Here is a 23,750-nt window from a genome sequence, read left to right as displayed (position 1 = left end):
TTTAGCGTGGTGGATCTATAACACCGCTGATTGATGCATTTTTCCTGAACCATCCTGCGATAGAATAGCGATCATTTGCCGTTGAAAGTACTTCATGCATAAAGCGTTCGCTTTCAAACATTACAAGCGTACCCGACTTTGGTTTAAGGGTTATTTCAGAGTCTTTACTTTTAGGTTTATAAATAACTAACTCACCACCTGATTTTGGAGTGTTTAAGTAAAGTACAGTTGTAAATACACGGTTGGAGCGGCCTTTAAACGCATCGTAATGTTTTTTATAAAAATCGCCTTGTTGATACTTTGCATAGTGGCACTCGTAATCAAATAAGCCGAGAAAAAAATAACGGTTAAGGTTGTTACGCATCTCTTCCATTGCGTTCAGATATGCTGTTTGTGCTTGACTACTATGATCAAACCAATAGGTCTTATCGGTACGAATAGATTTATCGACTTGTAAATTTTGCTGACGACCAATACCCGCTAATTTAAACTTAGGGTTAATACGGTGACAGTCATCTAATAACGCATTTATAAAAGTACTATCAAAAGCGTCTTCAATGACAGCATAACCTTTGATTTCAATATCATCTAGGTAGCATTGTGAGGGGGATTTTAAAGTCATTATTTACAGAGTGAGCTTAAGGTGCGTAAGTTTAGCGTAAGGGGGGGGATAAGCTAGCTTTTTCGCTTTTAAGTCCCCTAACCAGATAAAGACCCATGGCTGAGTTTTAGTGAGTAGATGTTTAGTTTCACAGGATGCTATTGTAATAGGGGGGTTAAGTTATTGAAAATAAATTAAAATAATCTTATTGCTGTTGAGGTGTTCACTCTGATTACGATTGTATTACTTCTAGATTGAACAAATTTTAATTCTGAAAGGTCAACACACCCTAAATAATGTGTAACTACGGCAGATGTGCTGGTTATTTATAACTAAGCACATCATTTGAAACGCTAAAATACCGCGGTTATAACCAACTAAGATTATGAATTAGCTGACAGCGCTGTCTTTTCGATTAGTGACAGTAATTGATTCACGTGATCGCCAGGTGTCACTTGTTGGCTCGTTTGTACAATTAATTGTTCATGAGCTAAATCTTTATTAGTTTTCAGTTGTACTAAATCGCTGTTTTCAGCAACTGTATTTGCATGTTCGATACTTGCAATCGCAAAATGGTTCGATTTACATAGGCCATCCATAACTTGGTCAATGCTACCGACTTTTATACTGGCGGCTTTATTCATACCATCGATTGCTTCATTGAGCATAGTTTGAATTTGTTTTGACTGTGAAAAGCAGCCATACATTGGGTAATCGCTTAAGTCTTGTTTACAAATATCACTTTTATTTGCGAGCGGGTGAAATTTAGAAACAAATAAAATAAGCTGATCCGGTAAGTGGATATCGCTACCGATACTGTTTATTGCTTGAGAGCATACGCTAATATCAATTTCGCCCAATTGTAGCTTACGGACTAATTCACTTTGTTCTTGCAGTTGCATTTCAATTTTAACGTGTGGATATTGTGCTAAAAATTGACCACATGAAATAGGAACTATTGCACTGGCTTTGGTCGTATATCCAATAATAAGCTTTTCATTTGAGCAACCATTAAGAGATTTAAATAAGCGCTTTTTTGTATCTTCTAAGCCTGATAGGGTTTGTTGTGCATATTCTAAAAACAGCTCCCCTTCAGACGTTAGTTTTACCGATCTAGTTGAACGCTTGACTAATTCATAGCCAACTTCATCTTCAAGTGTTTGAATGCTGCGAGTTAAGGCTGATGTGCTAATTTTTGTCGTTTCAGCCGCTTGGCGAAAATGTCGTAGCTGGCCCAAAGCTACAAACTGCTCTAATTGTTCAAATCTCACTTTTATAGTCCTTTGTATAAGTAAGCCGCGCTAATGGCGAACATAAATAGTATTATTTTAATAGATAGTAATGCATTGTACCTAATTTTAAAAGTGCATTTTACACAATTGTTACAATATTTAATCAGGGTAACGTTCTTTTATCTCGAGGAAAAGCTCTAAATTGTTAATAAATATGTCGACTAACTTAGGTTCAAACTGCTGACCACTTTGTTGTTTTATTAAACTAAGTACATCATCTAATGGCCATGCTTTTTTATAACAGCGGTCACTGCCCAGTGCATCAAATACATCTGCAAGAGCTGTAATTCTTCCTACAATGTTTATGTCTTTACCTGAAAGCTGGTTTGGATAGCCACTGCCATCCCATTTTTCATGATGTAAATGCGCGATCATAGAACCGCATCGTAGTACCTCATTAGACGAACCACTGAGAATTTCATAACCTACTTGCGCATGAGTTTGCATGATCTGCCACTCTTTAGGATCAAGCTTGCCAGGCTTATTTAAAATTTGATCAGGAATACTTATTTTTCCGATATCATGCAGTGGTGAAGCTAGTTTAATTATTTCCGATTCAAAATTATTGAGTCCATATAATTTTGCGAGCAGCTCACTATAAAGCGCAACACGCTTGACGTGTGAACCAGTTTCCTTGGAACGTTTTTCAACAGCTTCACCTAAAATATAGGAAAGTTCTTTTTGTGACTCTTTGACAATTTCACGCAGTTTTAAATTATCGTAAGCTAAGGCAATATTATTAGCAAAAAATTCCAATAGCTGATGTTCAGTTGGGTCGAGTTGTGACCCTTTGTGAACATAGAGCATCGTTTCAAGGCCTGCTTGTGTTGGAAAGTAACCAATATAATCATGCGAGGTTACCTGCGTGGATTTACGATTGTGAGCTTCTACAAATAAATTTTTAACATTTTCAGGGATTGTATTGTTACTAGGTTGAGTCTCTACACCTGAAACCGCAAGTAGTTTAAAATCTGTAGCTGGTGAAGTTTGTTGGTTTACAGCGGCTGCGCAATATATTTCAGCATCATCGAGGCCCATTACGCTTGTGACATGGGATAAAATCGTTGATGCGAATTCATGGACACTTTCACACTTTAAAAAAGAGCTTGAGGCATTAATAATTTTTTCCAAGCCTTTTTTATGTCGTTCAATAATTTGAATATCTCGGTGGGCACGAAGAGCGGAATACAATAATGTTTTCATCTTTATGGCTGTTAATTCTGTTTTATTTTTATAGTCATTGATGTCGTACTCACGGATCACTGACTCCTCCGGGGCTTCACCAGGTTGGCCTGTACGAAGTATTAAACGGATATCGTGGTTATTAATTTCATCACGAATGAATTTAATAAGATCAAGGCCTGCATGGCTGGTTTCCATAACTACATCAATTAACCCAACTGAAAAATCGAGATCTTGCTCAAGTAATTGTTTTGCGGCTTTAGCCGAATAGGCATGATGAAAACGTAGTGCTTTATCTTCAAATGTGAATCCAGAGAGCACTAGTTTGGTTACTTGGTGGATGTCATCTTCGTCATCTACGACTAGTATTTCCCAAAACGCATGCTCAGTCTGGGCAGTCGACTCTTCAGTAACTACATCTTCAGAAAATAAAAAGTCGTTCACATCTACACCCTTAGTTTTATCATTCACCTAAGTAGTATAGTGCTTGTTTTTTAGTCTGCCTTATTGCTTAATGGTTTTTTTTCAATGTTTTTAAGTTCTATTTCAATTGCATCACAAGAAATATGTATTTCATATAGCGAAGTCAATAAAGAGAGGGCGAGGCAGGCTAAGCTAGTGCCAAATAAAATGACACCGGTAGTGTCAAACTTTATAAATAATGCAAACATTGAAAACGTACACATTAAAAATGAAGCAACTCCATATACTTGCATTGTTCTTATGAGCTTAATGCGTTTCCTTAGGTTTGTAATTTGTGCTACAACGAGAGGGCGAATAGTATCACCTTCGCGGGCGTTTAATTCCCGAATTAATTGTGCTAACACTAAAAATCGGTTGGTGTATGCCAACAACAGTAAAGAAATAGCAGGAAAAAGTAGTGCGGGTGTAGTGAGGGTCATGATGACTTCCTAGATAAGAATTACCTTGCTTAGAGTAGCTTAGGGTCAATTAATCACAAAGTAAAAAGAGGTTCGTATTGCAAAATAAAATAACGAATGACAGCGCAGAACAAGCACCTTTTGAATGGTTGACGGTCTATTCTGCGGCTGATGCTATCGAAGCGAACATAGTTAAAGGGTTATTACTAAATAGCTCCATTGAATGCCAGTTACTCGGTGAATCTTTGCAAGGAGCTGTTGGAGAAATCCCTTTAGATCAAACTCAGGTGAGGGTACAGGTTTTTGCGATAAAAGAGCGCCAGGCGCGCCAAATATTGGTAAACTACGCACAAGTAAAACAATCCGCTCCTGATTGGGTATGCCCCAATTGTAATGAGCATAATGGACCAACATTTGAAATATGTTGGTCTTGTAGGGCGTTACAGAATGACTAAAGCGAATAATTTTCAGCGTATACGAGAGCTTAACTATTTACAACAAGCGGTATTAGCCGGTGCACTTATTGAGCGTATGCTCCCTAATTACGGTTTGTTCAGTGAGGCAACAGGGTTTGGTGACGAAGCAATATTACGCAGTGCGCTTAACGTATGTTGGGAAAAAATTCTCTTACCAAAAAGTAAAATCGATTTAGAAAAGCAAATTGAGAAAATAGAGCCTAATGTTCCTGAATTAGCCGATTTTGATATGTTTGGTACTTATCCAGCGATTGATGCAGCTACCGCTTTATTAAGTTTGATGCATGGTTTGATGGCTCAAGATGAGCAAGAATTTATTAGCATTAGTAAAATATCACAAGCGACAGTTGCTCGATTTATTGAGTATCAACTGACAGTAGAAGGTGAGATTGCTGATAATCAAACTATTAGAGAGCATCCGTTAATGCAATATGAAATCGAAGTGCTAGGTGAAATGATCGATTTTGTAGAGCAAATGGGGCGAGTGACATCTGAGAGCACTAAAGCATTAAAGCAGTTGGCAATCGCTGATGGTCAAACCAATATTGGCATAGCTTTATAAAATTAAGCAAAATATTAGCAAGAGAATAGATTTGGTTTAGGAGAATACAGTCGTGCGAATTTTAGGTATTGAATCATCGTGTGATGAAACTGGTATTGCAATTTACGATGATGAACAGGGTTTACTTGCCCATCAGTTATATAGTCAGGTTAAAGTTCATGCTGATTATGGTGGCGTTGTTCCTGAACTTGCATCACGCGATCATGTTCGTAAAACGTTACCATTAATAGATGCTGCATTTGAGCAAGCAGGATGCGGCCCTGAAGATATTGATGGTATCGCTTATACCGCAGGTCCTGGGTTGGTAGGGGCATTATTAGTGGGCACTTCTATTGGTCGTTCACTTGCGTACGGCTGGAATATTCCAGCCGTTGCAGTACATCATATGGAAGGGCATTTATTGGCACCTATGTTAGAAGAAAACGTTCCTGAATTCCCATTTATTGCTTTGTTGGTATCTGGTGGACACACCATGATGGTTAAGGTTGAAGGTATTGGCCAATACGACGTTTTAGGTGAATCAGTAGATGATGCAGCTGGTGAGGCATTTGATAAAACAGCAAAACTACTGGGTCTGGATTATCCAGGTGGCCCAAGGTTAGCTAAGCTTGCAGAGCAAGGTGTTGCAAAGCGATTTGTTTTTCCGCGTCCGATGACAGATAAACCAGGATTGGATTTTAGTTTCAGTGGTTTAAAAACTGCAACAGCAATAGCCATTCGTAATAATGACGATGATGAGCAAACTAAAGCGGATATTGCACATGCGTTTCAAACGGCAGTGATCGATACGTTAGTGATTAAATGTAAGCGAGCGTTAAAGCAAACGGGCATTAAACGTCTGGTGATGGCGGGTGGGGTAAGTGCAAATGTGCAATTACGCGCGCAATTAGCACGTGTGATGCAAGGCATGAAAGGTGAGGTTTACTATCCGCGTACAGAGTTTTGTACTGATAACGGTGCAATGATTGCTTATGCAGGTATGCAGCGTTTAAAAGCAGGGCAGTTTGCAAGCCTTGATATGAAAACTAAACCTCGTTGGCCAATTGATAGCTTAGATCCTATTTAGTCGGTGTATTATTAGGTGGCGACTTTTTCTTGTCGCCAATCTTAGGTTCTTCACCACTAAATAAGCGTTTAATATTTGCGCGGTGGCGAAAAATAATCAAAATAGTTAAAAATGTAACTGGCAGAGTGTAAAGTGGCTTAATCCACCATGTGTAGAGTGGCGCTAAAGAAACAGCGACAAGAGCACCTAAAGATGAGTAACGTGTAATTGCAACTATAACAACCCATGTTGATATTAGTAACCCACCGAGAGATAAGCCAATTGGTAGTAATGTGCCAAAAGCGGTTGCAACAGCCTTACCGCCTTTAAAATGAAAAAACACAGGGTACATGTGGCCTAAACATGCAGCAACACCAATTAAGCCCAGTGTTAATGGATCTAATTGTAAAAAATAAGCACCCCATACTGGAATGGTACCTTTTAGGATATCAAAGACTAAAACTAAACAAGCGGGTAATGCTCCCCCTAGACGGTAAACATTCGTTGCGCCGGGGTTATTTGAACCATGAGTACGAGGATCGGGCAGTTTGAATAGCCGTGACACTAGGATAGCCGATGAAATCGACCCTAGTAAGTAGGCTAAAACTAACATTAAAACGGCTATCACGCGCTTCCTTATTTTTAAATCATTCTTTTTCGGCTATCATTGGCCGCAAAAATAGCCTTGCATATATTTGCGATTTCAATATCCGCGTACTTAATTGTACCTATAGGCTATTGTATGGTTAATTTTTACATAATAAAACACACTTGAAGTGTATAAACGTTATAAATACAAAATATAGCGTATGTAAACTCTTAAATAGAGTTTGAATCTTTGTAAGTTGGAGCAGTTATGGATAAGGTTTTTATATCGCAACTACATGTTGACACTATCATAGGTGTATACGATTTTGAAAAAGAAACTAAGCAGAGTTTATATTTTGATATCGAAATGCTGTGTGATATTAAACCCGCGGCAAAAACAGACGATATTAATTTAGCACTTGATTACTCAAAAGTGAGTGAGCGTGTTATTGCTCATACAACAGCAAAACCATTAGAGTTATTAGAAACATTGGTTGAGCAATTGGCTGCAATTATTTTGGCTGAGTTTAATACTGATGAAGTAACTATTCGAGTTAGTAAGCCGGCAGCGGTAGCACAGGCAAACACTGTAGGTGTGCAAATTACCCGTCGCAAGGCAAGTTAAGATGGCACAGATTTATATTAGCCTTGGTTCGAATGTTAATAAAGAACATTATATCCAACAAGCGTTACTTGCCCTTAAATCGTATTTTACTCCTATTGAGCATTCTTCAGTGTTTGAAAGCGAAGCTGTTGGCTTTGCTGGTAATAATTTTTTTAACTCTGTAGTTGGCGCGCAAACAGATATGCCGTTATTACAGCTGTGTGAGTTATTAAAAAATATTGAACGAGATAATGGCCGTACTCTAAACGATAAAAAGTTTAGCCCAAGAACACTCGATCTTGATCTACTTTTTTACGATGATATAGTTTGTGATTCGCCAGCTCAGTTGCCTCGTGATGAAATAACAAAAAATGCATTTGTACTTCAGCCGCTGGCTGAGATAGCCCCTGACTTTTATCATCCTGTAGCTAAGCAAACGATCGCGCAGTTATGGGATACATACAACAACCCCAAGCAAAAACTATGGAAGGTGGAGTTTATTAACCCATGAGCATTATTGAAATTATTGTTTTAGCCCTTATCCAAGGATTGACCGAGTTTTTACCTATATCAAGCTCCGCTCATCTTATTCTTCCTTCACAAATTCTTGGCTGGCAAGATCAAGGCTTGGCCTTTGATGTAGCTGTACATGTTGGAACGCTTATTGCGGTTGTTATTTACTTTAGAAAAGAAGTCGTCGAAATACTCGGCGCATGGTTTAAATCATTTGGTGCGCAAGGCACAACAGACGACAGTAAACTAGGCTGGTGGATTATTTTAGGGACTATACCAGCTGCAGTACTGGGTTTACTTTTTAAAGACTTAATTGAGCTTTATTTACGCAGTGCCTGGGTTATCGCCATCACCACAATTTTATTTGGCTTATTACTGTGGTATGCGGATGCAAAAGGCAAGCAAACCAAAACAATTTACCAGTTAAATTGGAAGTCGGCACTAATGATAGGTATGGCGCAAGCCATGGCCATGATCCCGGGTACATCACGTTCAGGCATAACCATGACGGCAGGCTTGATGCTCGGTATGAATAAGCAAAGCGCAGCGCGTTTTTCATTTTTGCTGGCAATTCCTGTCATCACGATGATGGGGCTTTATTACACAGTAGAGCTTGCATTAGGCGATGAGATAGTTGATTGGACTACGTTAATTTTAGGCGCTGGTTTATCATTTATCTCAGCGTATGCCTGTATTTTCTTATTTTTGAAAATCATCGAGCGTATGGGAATGATGCCGTTTGTGATCTACAGATTACTACTCGGTGTAGGTCTAATAGCTTTTTTGATGATTTAACAGAATTGGAATTGAGATAACATTAGTTAGGGCGTGTTGACCTTTCGTGATTAATTTTGCAGCAGTATGCTTGGTATTTAGGCAAGGCAGAGCCTATGTAGTGTGGTTGTTCCCCATAAATAGGCGATAACGCAGTATAAATGCCAAACATGCGCTGCCCAAAGGGTTCTTCCTAGGGGCAATTAACTCTTTGTTGCCTACACGGATGTAGGTAAGGGGCGTGAGCAGGACGCGGAAGCTTTGCTCGATTTTTACTTAGCCCACTAGGTTACAAACCTCGCGCTGCGATTAAATCGCCCCTAGATTGAACAAATTTCAATCCTCAAAGGTCAACACGCCCTAATTTATCTGAGAAAAAAACACCTCGATTCCGTAGGTGTTTTTTTTTACTTTTTTGGCTAAACTGGAGTGGTTTTTAATAATTGATTATAAAAGGGATACAAATGGAATTTAAAAAATCATTGTTAGCATTAAGTGTAGTTGCTGTTCTATCAGGGTGTGGAGGGTCTTCAGATAATAAAAAACCAGAAATAACCGATCCTGTTGTTACCGATCCGGTCACCCCAGTTGTAAGTGAAGCACAAGTAAAAGGCGTGGCCTCTAAAGGGACATTAAAAAATGCACAGCTGACATTTTATAAATATGAAAACGGTGAAGCTATTGAATTGACGGCCGATGAGCTTGGAGATTCTAGTTTAGTTACGGATGAAACGGGTCACTATAGTGTTTCGTTGAAGGGGGTAGCAGGGCTTGTTAAAGTGAAAGTATCAGCCAGTCAAGACACCGCATCACCGACAATTATGGTATGTGATGCTCCAGTAGGTTGTGGGAAAAATGAAGCAGATCAAACGATAGCTTATGGTGATGACGTTAACTTAACGGTTCAAGATCCTGAGTTTTCACTTACATCAATATTAAACCTGCCGCAAGGTGAAAGTAATAGCGAGAACACATCTAACATCACCCCACTAACGCATATTGCCACTGAGCTTGCGCAAAGTCGTGGTGCAATTACTGAGCAAACAGTAAGTGATGCACATTCTCAAATTGCGAATGTATTTGGTCTGATCGGAGCATTAAATTCATTAGCGCCTACCGCAATTGAAAATCCTTCAGCGATTTTAAACGAAGAGAATATCTCTGCAGTACGTTATGCGTTGATCAATGCTGGTATTGCAAACGCATTATACTCTGATGCTGGGACAGATAACGTAAGTGCTAAATTGAGCTCAGCAATTACTGATTTAGTCGCCGCTGATGGCGGTATTTTAGTTACTAATGCAGCAGATGATGATGACGAGTTTGAATTTTCAGTCGAAGATGTTTTGTCTGGTGCTGAGCAAGCTACATTGCAATTAATTGAAATAATAAAAAAAGACCCTCAATTAGTTACAGAGTTAAGTGGTTTAGATGCGCTTGAACAGTTAGTAACAAATCTCGTAAACGAAAAAAAGGCTAAGGCCGCAGAAGCGGGCGACAGCGGTCGTATTAAAGGCAAAGTTAGCGATCAAACACAAGGTGATGCTATCGCAAAAGCCGCGGCTATGGTTAATGATATTCGCCTGTTTGCTAATCTATTTGATGTTACTAAATCGTCAGGGGCAGACTTTGAATCTGAAGGTGAGAAATTTGTTTCTTTAGTTGAGTCTGCAGGAGATATGGTTGCAGAGCAGGGCGATAGCTTTGCGTTATTAAGCGATGTAATAGAGGCAATTACACAAATTAATCAACAACGACAAGAAGCTGATAATCCAGCAACTACGTTTGATTTAAAAGATTACTTATCAACAGGTGGTACAGGTACAGTCATACTGGATGAAGAAAATCTAACGTTTAAAGTAACCGCAGCGGCAGGTACAGAGTCACTGACACTTGATATCGCGATCAATGCGTTACAAGATAATCAGCAATATCAATTAGCGCTGTCTGGTATGGCTGAAAATGATGCAGTGAGATTTGAGATTACACAAGGTAGCTATGCAAAAATCAGTTTAGACCGTGCTGTAACACGCGCGCAAATTGAAGCGGGCGATGTGGATGCAGAGCCTACAAAAGGAGAGCTGAGTCTAACTGTGGAGCTTGCACAAAAGTCGACAGAGACAGTAACTAACCCAATTAGTTTTAAAGGGGCGCTCACTGGTGAGCTCTTACCTGTCAATGTTTATAGCGCGGATACTTCTAACTATGATGCAGAAACTGCATGGGATTATACATTAGAGCAAGACACACTAATTTTACCAAAAATGGTTAGCTTAAGTGGAGAGTTTTCATCACTACAAGGTGAAATGATCAAAGCGACCGCAACGGTTAATATTAAAGATTTAGCAACTTATACACCGCCAGAGCTGAAGGGTTTTGGTAAGTTGAAAGAAGATATTGCAGCAGTCACTGTTGATAATGCCGATGCAGAGTTATCACTATCAGTTAATAACGGTGAAACTGTGACTAATTATACTTACAGTAAAACCAATGAGCAGTTAGGTAACTGGCAAGTGAAAGCTCAAAGAACCACTGAAATTGAAGGGTACTTTCAAGGTTCATTTAGCCGTGAAGTATTTGTGTTTGAAGGCACTCAATATTACTTTTATAGTTACGAGAATCAAGTTAATAATTTGACTTATGGCTATGTAGAATACATAGAAAAATCATTAGAAGATGAATATTACCAGCCGTTTGTTATAAAGCGCGTTAACCAATACTTTACTGATTATAATAATGGTTTATTTACCACGCCAAATGGTGAGCAAATAAGTTTAAGTGCACTCAATTTTTATGAGCAACAAGGTGAGTTTTATAGCTACGAAGAAGCCGTTGAAAGCCTCTTTATCGGGATCCAAGTCGACCCAACTACAATTAAAGGTGTGAGTGATTATTTTAATGACGCCTTAAATGGTTGGTTTGGCGTTGCTGTTGGTGGTGAAGGAGATTATCGTTTAATTAATGATGACGTTCAGGTCAGCGCCGGGGCTAACGTAGATTTAGATGCGTACCTTGTATCGCCAATTTTAGATGAATTGTTGACTATAAGTGTTAGCAATAACGCCAATAATCTAGCAGCTACAGTAGAGGGCGGTAGCCAAGATGTTGTTAGCGTAGTGCGCACCGATGAGTTCAATGTTAGCGTTAACAGCACGCGAACCTATTCAGATGGCGGGTCAACTCAATCACAACTTGTGTCATCAAGTAAAGAAAGTGACTTGGGGGATGAATTGTTAGTTGCTTCATGGGACTCTTACAATGATCGAATTAGCCCAAAATTAAGTCGGCTGTATCGCCCAATAGATACCAATACAGATAAAGTTGCTGATTACTATCAATGCTATGACTTAGTATATATGAATGATAATGGTGAATACGTTGATGGTAGCGGCCAAATAATAGATTTTGATACCTATGAATCCTATTGCGGTGAATATGAGTCGTTAGCTTCAGCGATTCGTTATAATAGTGAGATTGGCAGCTTTGGTATTAACAGTAATTTCGCAACGTTTACAGCTGTTGATATTTTTACTGCTCAAATTGGTGGTTTCAGAGGGCAATGGATTTCAGATCCAAATGAACCAGGTGTATTTCAGTGGCGCACTTTTTATGGGTATGTTGATGGTTTAGGAAAAGTTGCGGCTGATTTTACAAGACCAGAACACATGGATTGGGCTGTCGATGGTGAATATAAAATCGATATGTATTTGGCTCAACCTGAACTTGGAACAGTTGTTGAAGATGAAGATACATTCTTAGATATTAATGCTGCACTTAATGTACAGGTCAAGGTCGGTGAATATAATCTTGATTTAAATCTGAGTGGCGAAAGAACAGACCTTGATGAAGGTAAGCTGGCTCTTGATGTGAAGTATCAACTTCCTAATAGCGATAAGCAACGAAGCTTCATGGTCAAATATGATACTAAACTTGAAACCTTATCTGCAGTGAACGCTGAAAATGTGACTTTGATGTTAGCTGAATCTGACAGTGGTGATACAGCAGAGCAAGTGTTAGGTACTATTATGGTTGGTGATGAAAAGGCAGCTGAAATAGTTAAGCGAGAAGGGCTTGTTCTGATTGTTTATACCAATGGTACAGTTGAAAGTTTATAGTTAGCTTATTGTGAATCTGGGCCAGCTTTAGCTGGCCTTTTTTATAAGAAATAAAAAATGAACATTAAGAGTTTTTTTAGTTGTACTTTATTGTTTAGTTCAATGCATGTAATTGCGCAGCATGAAGTATCAACCTATGTATATTCAAATAGCTTTAGCAATATAGCGCCTGTTTTGGAGCTTGCTAAAGATGAATGGCAAACACCACCAAAAACCGACGCAGACAACGGTTTTTCACAAACGCGGATTGGCTTAAGTTATCAGCCGAGTGATTGGCAGCAATTTACTTTTCATATAGAGCAGCGGTTGGACTACTTTGTAAAAAGTAACCCCGACACTGCTTTAGGCTACTATCAAGAAAGTAATAAAACGCCCTTACTGAGCAAAGAAAACTACCAGGCTAAACTAGACTACTTTGCAAACCGCAGTAAAGGGCTTGGTATTACATTTGAACATCAGTTCGAATTATTTCTACTTGGTGTAAAAGGGAGTTACTGGGGGGTTGATTATTTTAGGCACTCATTCGTGAGCGGCAATGTTCAAGGTCGCGAAGATAATAGTTTATTAGGCGAGTTAAATTACCAAGAGTACTACACGCACAATAACTTTTTAAAACGTCCAAATAATGGAGGGTGGGATAACAGTGGCAGTGGTTATTCATTTGATGTATTCACAGAGTTTATGCCATGGGAAAACGTGTTAGTTCGCGCAAGTTTTATTGATATTTATAACCAATTTACTGTTGATAATGTCGGTTTTACGCGTGCCAATATTAATACAAAAGGTAGTTTTGTTGATAACCAAGGGTTTAGCAGTTTTCGCCCACTCCTAAAAGGATTTGAGGGAGAAAGTGAACATGATTTTAGGATCCCAGAACACGTTGCTATTGAGTTGTCATATAAACAGCGAGAGCTGAGTTATGTTGCCAACTTACTCCGTCAAGGTGATATCAATTTTGTACAGCTTGGTGTTCAGCTGCCCTGGGGAGAAAGCCAGGTTAAACTACTTATAGACCCTGTTAACTTAGTACCTCAACTGGGTTATGAAAGTGAGTGGTTTGATTTTTCGCTTGCCATGGATAAGTTAAACCCGAATAAAGCGATGCAGTTATCGTTAGCTGCGCGTATAAAAATCTTATTTTAATAAGCTTGTTGTGATTAAAATAAAAAACGCCTTACTCGACGAGTAAGGCGTTTTTTATTGCTCTAAAACACGTTTAAATTAGAACGTGTATTTAGCACCTAGTGATATACGGCGTCCTTTCACGTCAAAGAACTCACCATCATCGTAAGTGAATGGATTACGTGGTGGTTCACGGTCTAGAATGTTGTTAACACCTACACGTAATTGTAGCTCATCTAAGATGTTTGTTTTATACATAAAATCAAACGTCGTGTAAGACGGGATATTATTATAGTTGTTATCCTCAATGGTCCAGTCGTTGTCATTAACAGTCGCATGACGATAATTCATTGTTAATACGTAAGCTGAGTCATCATGTGAGTAAACAGCATTAAAACGAGCTTTCCAACGAGGAGAGGCAGTTTCACCTACATCACTACGGAAATCTTCAATACGACCAGTTGAGTTACTGTTGTCGTCAATTAGGTAGGTTGCAGTTAATTTTAGTGCTAAGTCGCCAGAGAACAACTCAGTACGGTATGCCGATTCAACATCAACACCTTTTTTATTAATAACAGCGGCATTAATTGGGCGAGTGAAGAAGTTTTCAATTTCCCCCGTTTTTTCATTACGCACAACGTTGCTACAGAAAGGGTTATCTAAAGATGATGACTCATAACATAATTCAACACTGTTACGGCCAAAGTATTCTATAGCGCCTTCCACTTCGAATGACCAATAATCAAGAGTTAGATCTAACCCTTCGACAAACTCAGGAGTATAAATTACACCAACGGTGTAATCGTTAGATGTCTCGTTTTTAAGATTTTGGTTACCTTGAATATAGCCAGGTAAACTTCCGCCTGATATCCATTCATCAGATGGCATCCAGCCTTCGGCCAAGCCCGCGGCTTGACAGTTTTTGACGATGTTAGCTTTATATTTACTACCTGATGATTTAATTGAATCAGCTCTACAGACATCTGCGCGACCTGAGCTAAATGTTTTTGAGTTAGGTGTAAATAAATCACCTATATTTGGTGCACGCACTGATTTAGAACGATTTAAACGAACACGAAGTTCATCCGTTACACCCCAGTTAAGCGCTAATTTCCATGCATTGTCTTCACCTGTAACAGAGTAGTCCATGTAGCGGAAAGCTGTTTCAAGTGTCAGATCTGTCGCAAGAAATACATCTTCAAGTAATGGGATTGATATTTCAGCAGAAATCTCATCAACTTCAATCTCACCATCCATAGGTAAGCTTGAATTACCGAAGATTAAGCCTTTTTGCATATTTACAGATGGTGTGATAATTGCTGATTCACGACGGTGTTCTGCGGTAAATGCAGCAGCAACATAACCAGCTGGAAGTTCAAAAAGTGATCCATCTACAGTTAATGCAAAAACAACTTGGTCGTGTTGTGCAAAGCGGGTTGCGGTAGTACCAATATAATCTACTTGCGCTTGCGTTGCTGATGTAGCCCCCATAGTGTTAAATGGTGTACAGCCTTCAATTGCGCCAATTACTTCGTCGTCATCATTACGTTTAGCACAAACAACATTACCTTGATATTCAACGGCATCAATAGAGTTAGCTAGGTTTTGAGTTAATACTTCACCAGTCCACAGTGTATCTTGCTCAATACGACCAAACTGCGCATATGTTGAATAGCCCCAATCATCGCTTATGATACCTTCAACGCCAATAGAGGTACGGAACACTTCACGTTCTTGGTTGTATGCGCGGTCGCCCCATAGATTTTCATTTGCTTGACGAAGAGTGACTGATTTTAGCTCGTTATCATCCATTAGCTTAGCCATATCATTTTTTACAAATGCATTGTCACGGCGAATGGTATGACGGAAGAAAGCCGGTGTACTCTCAGTAGTCGATTCAGTGTTTGAGTAAGTAAAATCAAACGTTAACGTATGATTATCATGTAGTTGATAAGTACCGTAAGCAGAGGCAATAACGCGCTCTAAAGGGGTTTGAAAGTAGCTTTTATAACCGTGACCAAATACACCATCACCTGGTTTTTGATCATCTTGAAAGTAGCTAGTTGCATTTCGGCCAACACCAGGGTTAGGGATTCGACCTAAGCCATTATCAAACGCTCTAATATTACCATTTTCATCAAATGTGTAATGGTGATTATTGTAGCCATCATCTTCAAAAGCATTTTTAGTAAAGAAGTCACCGCCTTCTGAGTAATAAGCAAGGCCTGTAGGTTTACCTAAAACAATACGAGCTGGTATGCCATCTTCACCACTTTTATTTGCAGGGTTTGCATATGAGTTAACAGGGTTACGGAAAAAATCACGACTTAGCTTGCCATAACTCTTATTTTCAGTGTAGTTAACTGATGCAATGAAAGATAATTTATCACCTTCCATACCACCTGTAATAGAGAAGTTATTTTGCTCACCACCACTTTGCTCAGGGCGAACTGTTGAAACGTCAAACTCAATACCGTCCATTGATTTTTTAGTGATGATATTAACAACACCTGCAACAGCATCTGCGCCATATACAGCTGCAGCACCACCAGTTGCAATTTCAATGCGCTCGATCATCGTTGTTGGGATGTTATTTAAATCAACAGCGGTGTCGCCAATAGAGCCTGGAACAAAACGACGGCCGTTAACAAGTACTAATGTACGTTCTGAACCTAAACCACGAAGGTCAGTAGTGTTTAAGCCAGATGCATAAATTGTATTTGTTGTTGTTTCTGGGGAAAGGCCAACAGTTGCCTGTGGCATTTCAGCGAGTAAGTCATTTACATTGGTGATGCCTTGGTTTTCTAGCTCAACGCCGCTTATCACAGTAACAGGGGTTGGAGAGGTCAAATTAAAACGTTTTATTTTTGAACCTGTTACTTGAATACGCTCAACTGGCTTAACGTCACTCGCTTCTTGTGCAAACGCACTTGATGCGCCAATTGTGCCAGTAATTAATACTGCGTTAACTGCAGCTGTAATAAGATTTAATTTTTTCAACATAACACCTTTTTATTTCGACAGGTTTCCCCAACGGGTAAACTTGATTGAACTCGCAAAGGGCTAGCATTGTTAGTTATATTAACTTTGACGTTAAATATATGCCTTTCAATGTAACCAAATGTAATTTAGTGCTCTGTTTTATCACAGTCCCTAAATAGAGTCTTTTATGTGGTGAATGTGGGTTTTGTTGCTAAAAAGTGTCTTTTGTTTTTATTGTGGGTATATTTTGGTATTTCATTGTTTTTTATTGATATTAATTGTATTCATAGGTTTACATATTTGTTTTTTATAATTATTTAAGTTGTTTTTATATTTTGCAATTAACTATTTTGCAATTGTATGTCAATAACTGAGCTTTAAAAATGAACTTAAATGTTAATTTTGCTCAAAAAGTGACGAGTGATATTTGAGCAGTTGAGCAAGTGTAGGGGAACTTTTTAGTTTATATGCTATTAGTTACCATCTAGCACAAGTGTTGTGTTAGATGGTAATGGTAACTGAGCACTATTTTTGGCATTATGTCAGCTTCATTTTTTATCTCTTTTTTAGTGCTGCATAAGCTATTTTTAGCGGCAAAGGAATAATATGCATATTCATATTTTAGGTATTTGTGGCACTTTTATGGGCGGTATTGCGGCGATTGCTAAGTCGCTTGGGCATACTGTAACGGGCTCAGATCTAAACGTGTATCCACCAATGAGCACACAACTCGAAGAGCTAGGTATTAAATTAATGCAGGGCTATGATGTCTCTCAGTTAGACCCTGCGCCAGACATGGTTGTGATTGGTAATGCAATGAGTCGCGGTAACCCATGTGTTGAATATGTATTAGATAAAGGGCTACCTTATACCTCTGGCCCTGAATGGTTGAAGCATAATTTGCTGCAAAATTCATGGGTACTGGCTGTTGCAGGTACTCACGGTAAAACCACTACCGCAAGTATGCTGGCGTGGATTTTAGAATATGCAGGTTTAAAGCCGGGTTTTTTAATCGGTGGCATTGTGCAAAATTTTGGCTTGTCTGCCCGAGTTGGCGAAACGCCATTTTTTGTTATTGAAGCCGATGAGTACGACACTGCATTTTTTGATAAACGCAGCAAGTTTGTTCACTACCTACCACGCACGCTTATTTTAAATAACCTTGAATTTGATCATGCGGATATTTTCGACGATTTAAACGCCATTAAAAAACAATTTCATCATTTGATGCGTACACTACCAAGTAGTGGCAAAGTAATTTGGCCCCAGCAAGATAACGCATTGCAAGCTGTGGTAAAGCAAGGCTGTTGGAGTGAAAGTGAAACACTCGGCGCAGATTGGAACTATCAGCTTATCAAGGCTGATGGTAGCGAGTTTACTGTGTTACTTAATGATCAGAGTCAAGGCACTGTAAAATGGCAAGCGTTTGGTGAGCATAATGTGAAAAACGCGATTATGGCAATTGCTGCCGCGCGTCATGTAGGTATTGCTATCCCGCATAGTATTGCGGGGTTAGGAGAGTTTATTAGCCCAAAACGCAGAATGGAGCTTAAAGCGGATATTGCCAATATTAAAGTGTATGACGATTTTGCTCATCACCCTACGGCTATCACTACAACACTTGCAGGGCTGCGCGCAAAAGTGGGTGATGAAAAAATTATCGCTATACTCGAGCCGCGTTCAAACACTATGAAAATGGGTGTGCATCAACATACCTTATTAGCGTCGTTAGTCGATGCTAATGATGTGTATCTATTTGAGCCTGACAATTTAGCATGGTCATTAAGCGAACAAGCAAAACAAGCAGAAATGGTATGCTTAAGTAATACCAATGAGATTATTGAGCAAGTCGTTGCAAGCGCTCAGCCACAGCAACATATTTTAATCATGAGCAATGGCGGCTTTAACGGCCTTCATGATAAGTTAATTACCGCTTTGCAGCATAAATTTATACAGTAATAAACCGGAGCGACAGTGCAATATAAAGAAACTATTACGCTTGCCTTTAGTGGCGCGTCAGGTGCGCCATATGGCTTACGATTACTTGAAGTATTGCTCGCGCAGCAGTTTCGCGTGTATGTGTTGATCTCAAGTGCTGCTCGTGTAGTACTTGATACTGAATCAAACATAAAGTTATCAGGTAATGAAGATAAGGCGACCGAGCAATTAAGTACATTATTTAATGCACCAGCAGGTCAGTTACAAGTATTTGGTAAAGATAACTGGTTTAGCCCGGTAGCGTCAGGCTCTGCTGCACCGAAAAAAATGGTTGTATGCCCGTGTAGCGCAGGGTCAGTCTCTGCGATTGCAATGGGGGCGTCAGATAATCTATTAGAGCGTGCAGCAGATGTAGTGATTAAAGAGCGCGGTCAGTTAATTTTAGTGCCACGAGAAACACCATTTAGTGAAATTCATCTTGAGAATATGCTAAAACTCGCCAAGCTTGGAGTGACCATAATGCCTGCGGCACCAGGATTTTATCATCAACCGCAAACCATTAATGACTTAGTTGACTTTATTGTTGCGCGTATTCTAGATCATTTAAATATTGAACATACCCTCACTAAGCGTTGGGGTTATGGGGAAGGGAAATCATGAGTAAAGCACTTGCTTTGAATATTGAAGGCCTTACTAAGGTTTATAAAAATGGTGTTGAAGCAGTCAAAGGCATTGATCTGCAAGTGTATGAAGGCGATTTTTTTGCATTACTTGGGCCTAATGGCGCGGGTAAATCAACGACCATAGGCGTGATTTCGTCATTGGTTAATAAAAGCCAAGGCAAAGTGGAAGTATTTGGTCATAACATTGATACCGATTTAGAAGCCGCTAAATCGCAGCTTGGTCTTGTACCGCAAGAATTTAACTTTAGCCAGTTTGAAACCCTTACACAAATATTAGTTAATCAAGCCGGTTACTATGGTGTACCGCGAAAATTAGCCCATCAGCGAGCTGATAAATACTTAGCACAATTAGGCTTACTCGAGAAAAAAGACAAACAAGCGCGTACTTTATCGGGCGGTATGAAGCGTAGGTTAATGATTGCCCGTGCGTTAATGCATGAACCAAAACTGCTTATTTTAGATGAGCCAACCGCGGGTGTTGATATTGAGCTGCGCCGTTCTATGTGGGATTTTTTACGCCAAATTAATGAGCAAGGTGTAACGATTATCCTTACGACACATTATTTAGAAGAAGCTGAATTATTGTGTAAAAATATCGCTATTATTGACTCAGGTATTATCGTTGAAAATACCACGATTAAAGCATTGCTTGCCAAATTAGATAAAGAAACGTTTATTCTGGATTTAAAACAACCAGTACAGCCGGTTACAGTCACGCTTGATGGCTATAAATTTACAATGGCTGATGATCATACCATTGAAGTAGAAGTGGCAAAATCACAAGGTTTGAATGCGGTATTTACAGCATTAACTGAGCAGGGTAATACCGTACTTAGTATGCGTAATAAAGCGAACAGGTTAGAAGAGTTGTTTGTCGGTTTACTAGAGCAAGGGCGGGGCAAGTAGATGTTTAAATATGGCGTAGCCTTAAAAAGTTTATGGTTTAAAGAATGCATTCGATTTTTACGTATTTGGATTCAAACCTTAGTGCCACCTGCGATTACCATGAGTTTATATTTTGTGATTTTTGGTAATTTAATAGGCTCTCGTATCGGTGATATGGGCGGTTTTAGCTATATGGAGTTTATTGTTCCTGGCCTAATCATGATGTCGGTGATCACTAACTCCTACTCTAATGTGGCTTCAAGTTTTTATTCAACCAAGTTTCAAAAAAGTATTGAAGAGCTATTAGTCGCGCCAGTGCCTAATTATATCATTGTGCTGGGTTACATGGGCGGCGGTATGACGCGTGGTATGCTGGTGGGCTTAATTGTTACGTGTGTATCTTTGTTATTTGTTGATATTCAAATCCATAACGTATTTGTGATCATAGCGACGGTAATATTAACATCAGCGGTATTTGCATTAGGTGGTCTGATTAATGCTATTTACGCGAATAGCTTTGACGATATTAGTATTATTCCTACTTTTGTTCTAACACCGCTGACTTATTTAGGTGGGGTATTTTACTCAATCACGTTATTACCAGAATTTTGGCAGGGGGTATCGCAGATTAACCCAATTATTTATATGGTTAATGCCTTTAGGTATGGCTTTTTAGGCGTATCAGATGTTGATTTATCTGTTGCATTTGGTGTGTTGTTGTTATTTATTACTGCGCTATTTACAGTCGCGTTGACGTTAATTAAAAAAGGTGTGGGGTTAAGACACTAATGAGTGATGCAAATTCACGAAGTATTGTATCTAATCAACAAGGCTTGCATGAAAAGCTGGATGAGATAGTTAATAAACATTTAACTGCTGAGTTTAAAAAACCCATTGCAGCGCATACGCAAATGGCATTTGATCAAGTAAATGAAAAAGTGCAGGCTTTTGCTGGGCCCATTATTTTAGATTCGTGTTGTGGCGTAGGCGAAAGCACTGCTAATTTAGCAAAGCGTCACCCAGATGCGTTAGTGATAGGTATTGATAAGTCATCACATCGTTTAGATAAGCATGACATTGAATACAAGCAAACAGACTCGGGCCAGTATATTTTAGTGCAAGCTGACCTTAATGATTTTTGGCGTTTAGCTGTCGCTGCCAATTGGCAGCCAACGCACCATTATTTGTTGTATCCAAATCCATGGCCTAAAGCTAAGCATATTCAACGGCGTTGGCACGGCGCTGCTATCTTCCCATTCATCGTTAAGTTAGGCGGGTTACTCGAAGTTCGCAGTAACTGGGATATCTACGTAAAAGAGTTTGCTCAAGCATTACAGTTAACTGGGCAGCATTGTGAGGTAGAACTATTTAGTAGCGATACCGCCATTACTCCGTTTGAGAGAAAGTATTGGGCGAGCTCTCAGCAGAGCCACCGATTAGTGATTGCGCTGTTATAGTCTTTTTTAAACGACTACTTATTTGTGGCGCTGGTTCGGCAAAGTAATAACCTTGCATCAGCGTCACATTTGCCTTTAACAAGGCATCGACAATCGCTTTATTTTCTACCCATTCAGCAATCAGTTGTAAGTTTAGTTGCTTTGAAAAGCTGGCAATGTGCTCAATATAGAGATATATATCTTTATCGTGAATTATTTGTCTGATCAATGTACCGTCTAGTTTAATGCCATCAACTTCTAATTTTAAGACATTAGATATATTAGAATACCCAGTACCAAAATCATCAATGAAGACCTTTACGCCTCGTTGCCTAACCATTGCAATAAACGCTTTAACTTCAGAAAAGTTAGCGATAGCTTCTGTTTCGAGTAACTCTAAGGTGATATTTCTAGGCTGGGGGTAACGTTTTAGTTCACCTTCTAAAAACTCACTTAAACCGGGGTCAAGCATATCTTGGGCGGTAATATTTATACTCCAGCATATACTGGTTTTTCGGAATCGTTCAAAGCATTGCGTTAGCATAGATCGCGTTAACATGCCGTCCATGCGCGAGCGGTTTACAACATTTAAAAATGCGTCAGGTTTTAATATTTCACCTTGGCAAGTAATCATCCGAGCTAAGCATTCATATTGGATTATTTTGTTATGCGTACTGTCATAGATTGCTTGAAAATAGGGAACAATGCGGTTGTTTTCAAAGGCCTCTCTAACTTCTTTTGCCATTTCAACATTGTATTGATATTGGCTTTTTACATCATGTAGAGCTTTTGAGTAATTAACAACAGTATGACGCCCTTGCTTTGCTTGTAGTGCGGCAATGTGGGCATTCTCAAGTAGCATAGATTTATTGCCGTTAGCGATACCAGCGCATAAAGTAATATAAATAAATGGGTTAGTAAGTAGTGGGGTGCTGCAATTATACTCTTCAATAATGTTAACAAAGCTGTTGTTATTATCATCGAATGAAGTAAGTAAAACAATCTTATTCGTTGCTAAACGAAATATTCGGCTGTCGGTTGGCCGACGTTTATTAAAGTGCTCTAACAGGTTTTTCATTACTCTGTCGCCAACTTCGGTGCCATAAAAGCTATTTATATCTTCTATTTCATTGACCCAGATAACAGCAAGTTGCATATGGTGAAGTGGTGATTTTTTGATGAAATATTCAAGCGCAATATGATTGGCAAAGCCACTAGCTGAATCAGTCGATATGGCACGTTTTAATAAAAATATATAAATGCCAGCAACCAATAACGCAATGAAAAAGAAAAAGCTAGCCATAGCAGCTGCTTTTGAAGCACTTAACTGTAGACGTTGATTTAGGTCATAAATAGTAATATCGGCACCAGTGATATAAGTAACACCATTACTATCAACAAAAGGAATAAAGATTGTTTTAAAGTGGCCCCATTGATCTTTTGATATTTCGAATATAGGTTCAGTAGAATAAAAAGCGCCTTTATTAGCATCGGTTGCTTCAGGATAGAGGTCAAGAAGCTGTGTTACTTTCCCGGTATTTTGATCCTTTTGGGTATAACTTGAGGCGCTGAAATGGACTTGTCCATCTTTTAAAATCATCGCGTAAACATAGGCAATATCGAGAGTATTGGCAAACTCTGATAGTTGGCGACTTTTTTGTTGATATTCGCTGCGGCTGACATGTAGCCCCGCATTGAGTTGACGATGATAATCATCACCCAATATATGCTTTACACTTAGTGCCGCATTAAGCAAACGAGTATCAACACTTTGCATAATATCATTACGCGTGCTGTGGTATGTGTAGTAAACGTAAGCAAGTAAGCTGATAACAAAAACGACAAAACCGGCCATTATCCATTTGGTTCGTATACTTCCTTTTATCATGTGTGCCTCTTTTGTGGTCGCTACACCATTATACAAAAAATGGCTGTCTCAGCTATAAATAAATTACGGCGCATTTTAGCAGCAAATATTAATCAATTTATCATTAATTTGTCATGCAATTGACTGCTTTTATGGCTTTATACGAGACATTACTACTCTATTGCAGTAAAGTTAACGCATTTC

20 protein-coding genes are annotated in these 23,750 nt (G+C 39.1%); 13 read left to right on the top strand and 7 right to left on the bottom strand.

Features of this window, described 5'->3' with window-relative positions:
• Position 1: 1 nt before the first annotated feature.
• From HH219_RS02840 to HH219_RS02825, 4 genes are all read right to left on the bottom strand, one after another.
• Positions 2-622: a 2OG-Fe(II) oxygenase gene (locus HH219_RS02840; protein ID WP_169326566.1), complete on the bottom strand. Its 621-nt coding sequence runs from the start codon at positions 620-622 to the stop codon at positions 2-4.
• Positions 623-984: 362 nt separating this feature from the next.
• Complete coding sequence (locus tag HH219_RS02835; RefSeq protein ID WP_169326565.1) at positions 985-1,872, bottom strand: LysR family transcriptional regulator; 888 nt, start codon at positions 1,870-1,872, stop codon at positions 985-987.
• Between the two features lie 120 nt (positions 1,873-1,992).
• Positions 1,993-3,519 (bottom strand): DUF3369 domain-containing protein, encoded by a 1,527-nt coding sequence (locus tag HH219_RS02830; protein ID WP_169326564.1) that lies wholly within the window; start codon positions 3,517-3,519, stop codon positions 1,993-1,995.
• A 50-nt stretch (positions 3,520-3,569) separates the two neighbouring features.
• The gene (locus HH219_RS02825; protein WP_054204352.1) at positions 3,570-3,977 is read right to left on the bottom strand and encodes a DUF2721 domain-containing protein; all 408 of its coding nucleotides are present in this window, start codon (positions 3,975-3,977) and stop codon (positions 3,570-3,572) included.
• 77 nt (positions 3,978-4,054) lie between these two features.
• Between HH219_RS02825 and HH219_RS02820 the strand changes: the two genes are divergently transcribed.
• From HH219_RS02820 to tsaD, 3 genes are read left to right on the top strand one after another with little or no spacing between them, the layout of a single operon-like run.
• Entirely contained in the window at positions 4,055-4,411 is a 357-nt protein-coding gene (locus HH219_RS02820; protein ID WP_054204351.1) for a DUF2007 domain-containing protein, read from the top strand.
• Complete coding sequence (locus HH219_RS02815; RefSeq protein WP_054204350.1) at positions 4,404-4,994, top strand: YjaG family protein; 591 nt, start codon at positions 4,404-4,406, stop codon at positions 4,992-4,994. Before HH219_RS02820 ends, HH219_RS02815 begins: the two co-directional genes overlap by 8 nt.
• Before the next feature lie 52 nt (positions 4,995-5,046).
• Positions 5,047-6,060: a tRNA (adenosine(37)-N6)-threonylcarbamoyltransferase complex transferase subunit TsaD gene (gene tsaD, locus HH219_RS02810; RefSeq protein ID WP_054204349.1), complete on the top strand. Its 1,014-nt coding sequence runs from the start codon at positions 5,047-5,049 to the stop codon at positions 6,058-6,060.
• On the opposite strand, the gene plsY is transcribed toward tsaD, so the two are convergent.
• Complete coding sequence (gene plsY, locus HH219_RS02805) at positions 6,053-6,667, bottom strand: glycerol-3-phosphate 1-O-acyltransferase PlsY (RefSeq protein ID WP_169326563.1); 615 nt, start codon at positions 6,665-6,667, stop codon at positions 6,053-6,055. The genes tsaD and plsY overlap by 8 nt on opposite strands.
• Positions 6,668-6,895: 228 nt before the next feature.
• Between plsY and folB the strand changes: the two genes are divergently transcribed.
• From folB to HH219_RS02780, 5 genes are all read left to right on the top strand, one after another.
• The gene (gene folB / locus HH219_RS02800) at positions 6,896-7,252 is read left to right on the top strand and encodes a dihydroneopterin aldolase (RefSeq protein WP_054204347.1); all 357 of its coding nucleotides are present in this window, start codon (positions 6,896-6,898) and stop codon (positions 7,250-7,252) included.
• Between the two features lies 1 nt (position 7,253).
• On the top strand, positions 7,254-7,742 hold the full coding sequence (gene folK, locus HH219_RS02795) for a 2-amino-4-hydroxy-6-hydroxymethyldihydropteridine diphosphokinase (protein WP_054455114.1): 489 nt from the start codon (positions 7,254-7,256) through the stop codon (positions 7,740-7,742).
• On the top strand, positions 7,739-8,539 hold the full coding sequence (locus HH219_RS02790) for an undecaprenyl-diphosphate phosphatase (RefSeq protein ID WP_054204345.1): 801 nt from the start codon (positions 7,739-7,741) through the stop codon (positions 8,537-8,539). Before folK ends, HH219_RS02790 begins: the two co-directional genes overlap by 4 nt.
• A gap of 443 nt (positions 8,540-8,982) precedes the next feature.
• Entirely contained in the window at positions 8,983-12,633 is a 3,651-nt protein-coding gene (locus tag HH219_RS02785; protein ID WP_169326562.1) for a hypothetical protein, read from the top strand.
• 57 nt (positions 12,634-12,690) lie between these two features.
• A complete protein-coding gene (locus tag HH219_RS02780) occupies positions 12,691-13,776 on the top strand; it encodes a hypothetical protein (RefSeq protein ID WP_169326561.1) in 1,086 nt (361 codons plus the stop codon).
• Between the two features lie 78 nt (positions 13,777-13,854).
• Here the strand turns inward: HH219_RS02780 and HH219_RS02775 are convergent, their stop codons facing one another.
• Positions 13,855-16,758, bottom strand: coding sequence for a TonB-dependent receptor (locus HH219_RS02775; RefSeq protein WP_169326560.1), 2,904 nt, complete (start codon positions 16,756-16,758; stop codon positions 13,855-13,857).
• Positions 16,759-17,343: 585 nt separating this feature from the next.
• On the opposite strand from HH219_RS02775, the gene mpl reads away from it, so the two are divergent.
• Genes mpl through HH219_RS02750 form a run of 5 tightly spaced genes read left to right on the top strand, consistent with a single transcriptional unit; the run spans position 17,344 to position 21,700 of the window.
• Entirely contained in the window at positions 17,344-18,696 is a 1,353-nt protein-coding gene (mpl, locus tag HH219_RS02770) for a UDP-N-acetylmuramate:L-alanyl-gamma-D-glutamyl-meso-diaminopimelate ligase (protein ID WP_054204341.1), read from the top strand.
• A gap of 15 nt (positions 18,697-18,711) precedes the next feature.
• The gene (locus HH219_RS02765; protein ID WP_169326559.1) at positions 18,712-19,335 is read left to right on the top strand and encodes a flavin prenyltransferase UbiX; all 624 of its coding nucleotides are present in this window, start codon (positions 18,712-18,714) and stop codon (positions 19,333-19,335) included.
• Positions 19,332-20,264, top strand: a complete 933-nt coding sequence (locus HH219_RS02760; protein ID WP_054204339.1) for an ABC transporter ATP-binding protein — start codon at positions 19,332-19,334, stop codon at positions 20,262-20,264. Before HH219_RS02765 ends, HH219_RS02760 begins: the two co-directional genes overlap by 4 nt.
• Entirely contained in the window at positions 20,265-21,032 is a 768-nt protein-coding gene (locus tag HH219_RS02755; RefSeq protein ID WP_054204338.1) for an ABC transporter permease, read from the top strand.
• Complete coding sequence (locus HH219_RS02750) at positions 21,032-21,700, top strand: SAM-dependent methyltransferase (protein WP_054204337.1); 669 nt, start codon at positions 21,032-21,034, stop codon at positions 21,698-21,700. The genes HH219_RS02755 and HH219_RS02750 overlap by 1 nt, the downstream gene beginning before the upstream one ends.
• On the opposite strand, the gene HH219_RS02745 is transcribed toward HH219_RS02750, so the two are convergent.
• Positions 21,630-23,567 carry a GGDEF domain-containing protein gene (locus HH219_RS02745; RefSeq protein ID WP_169326558.1) on the bottom strand — a complete coding sequence of 646 codons (1,938 nt, stop codon included), beginning with the start codon at positions 23,565-23,567 and terminating at the stop codon, positions 21,630-21,632. The genes HH219_RS02750 and HH219_RS02745 overlap by 71 nt on opposite strands.
• Between the last annotated feature and the right edge of the window lie 183 nt (positions 23,568-23,750).

The organism is Pseudoalteromonas sp. NEC-BIFX-2020_015, from assembly GCF_012952265.1.
Lineage (GTDB): Bacteria > Pseudomonadota > Gammaproteobacteria > Enterobacterales > Alteromonadaceae > Pseudoalteromonas > Pseudoalteromonas neustonica.
The sequence above is the reverse complement of the archived record's forward strand: the minus strand, read 5'-3'. Positions and strand labels throughout refer to the sequence as shown.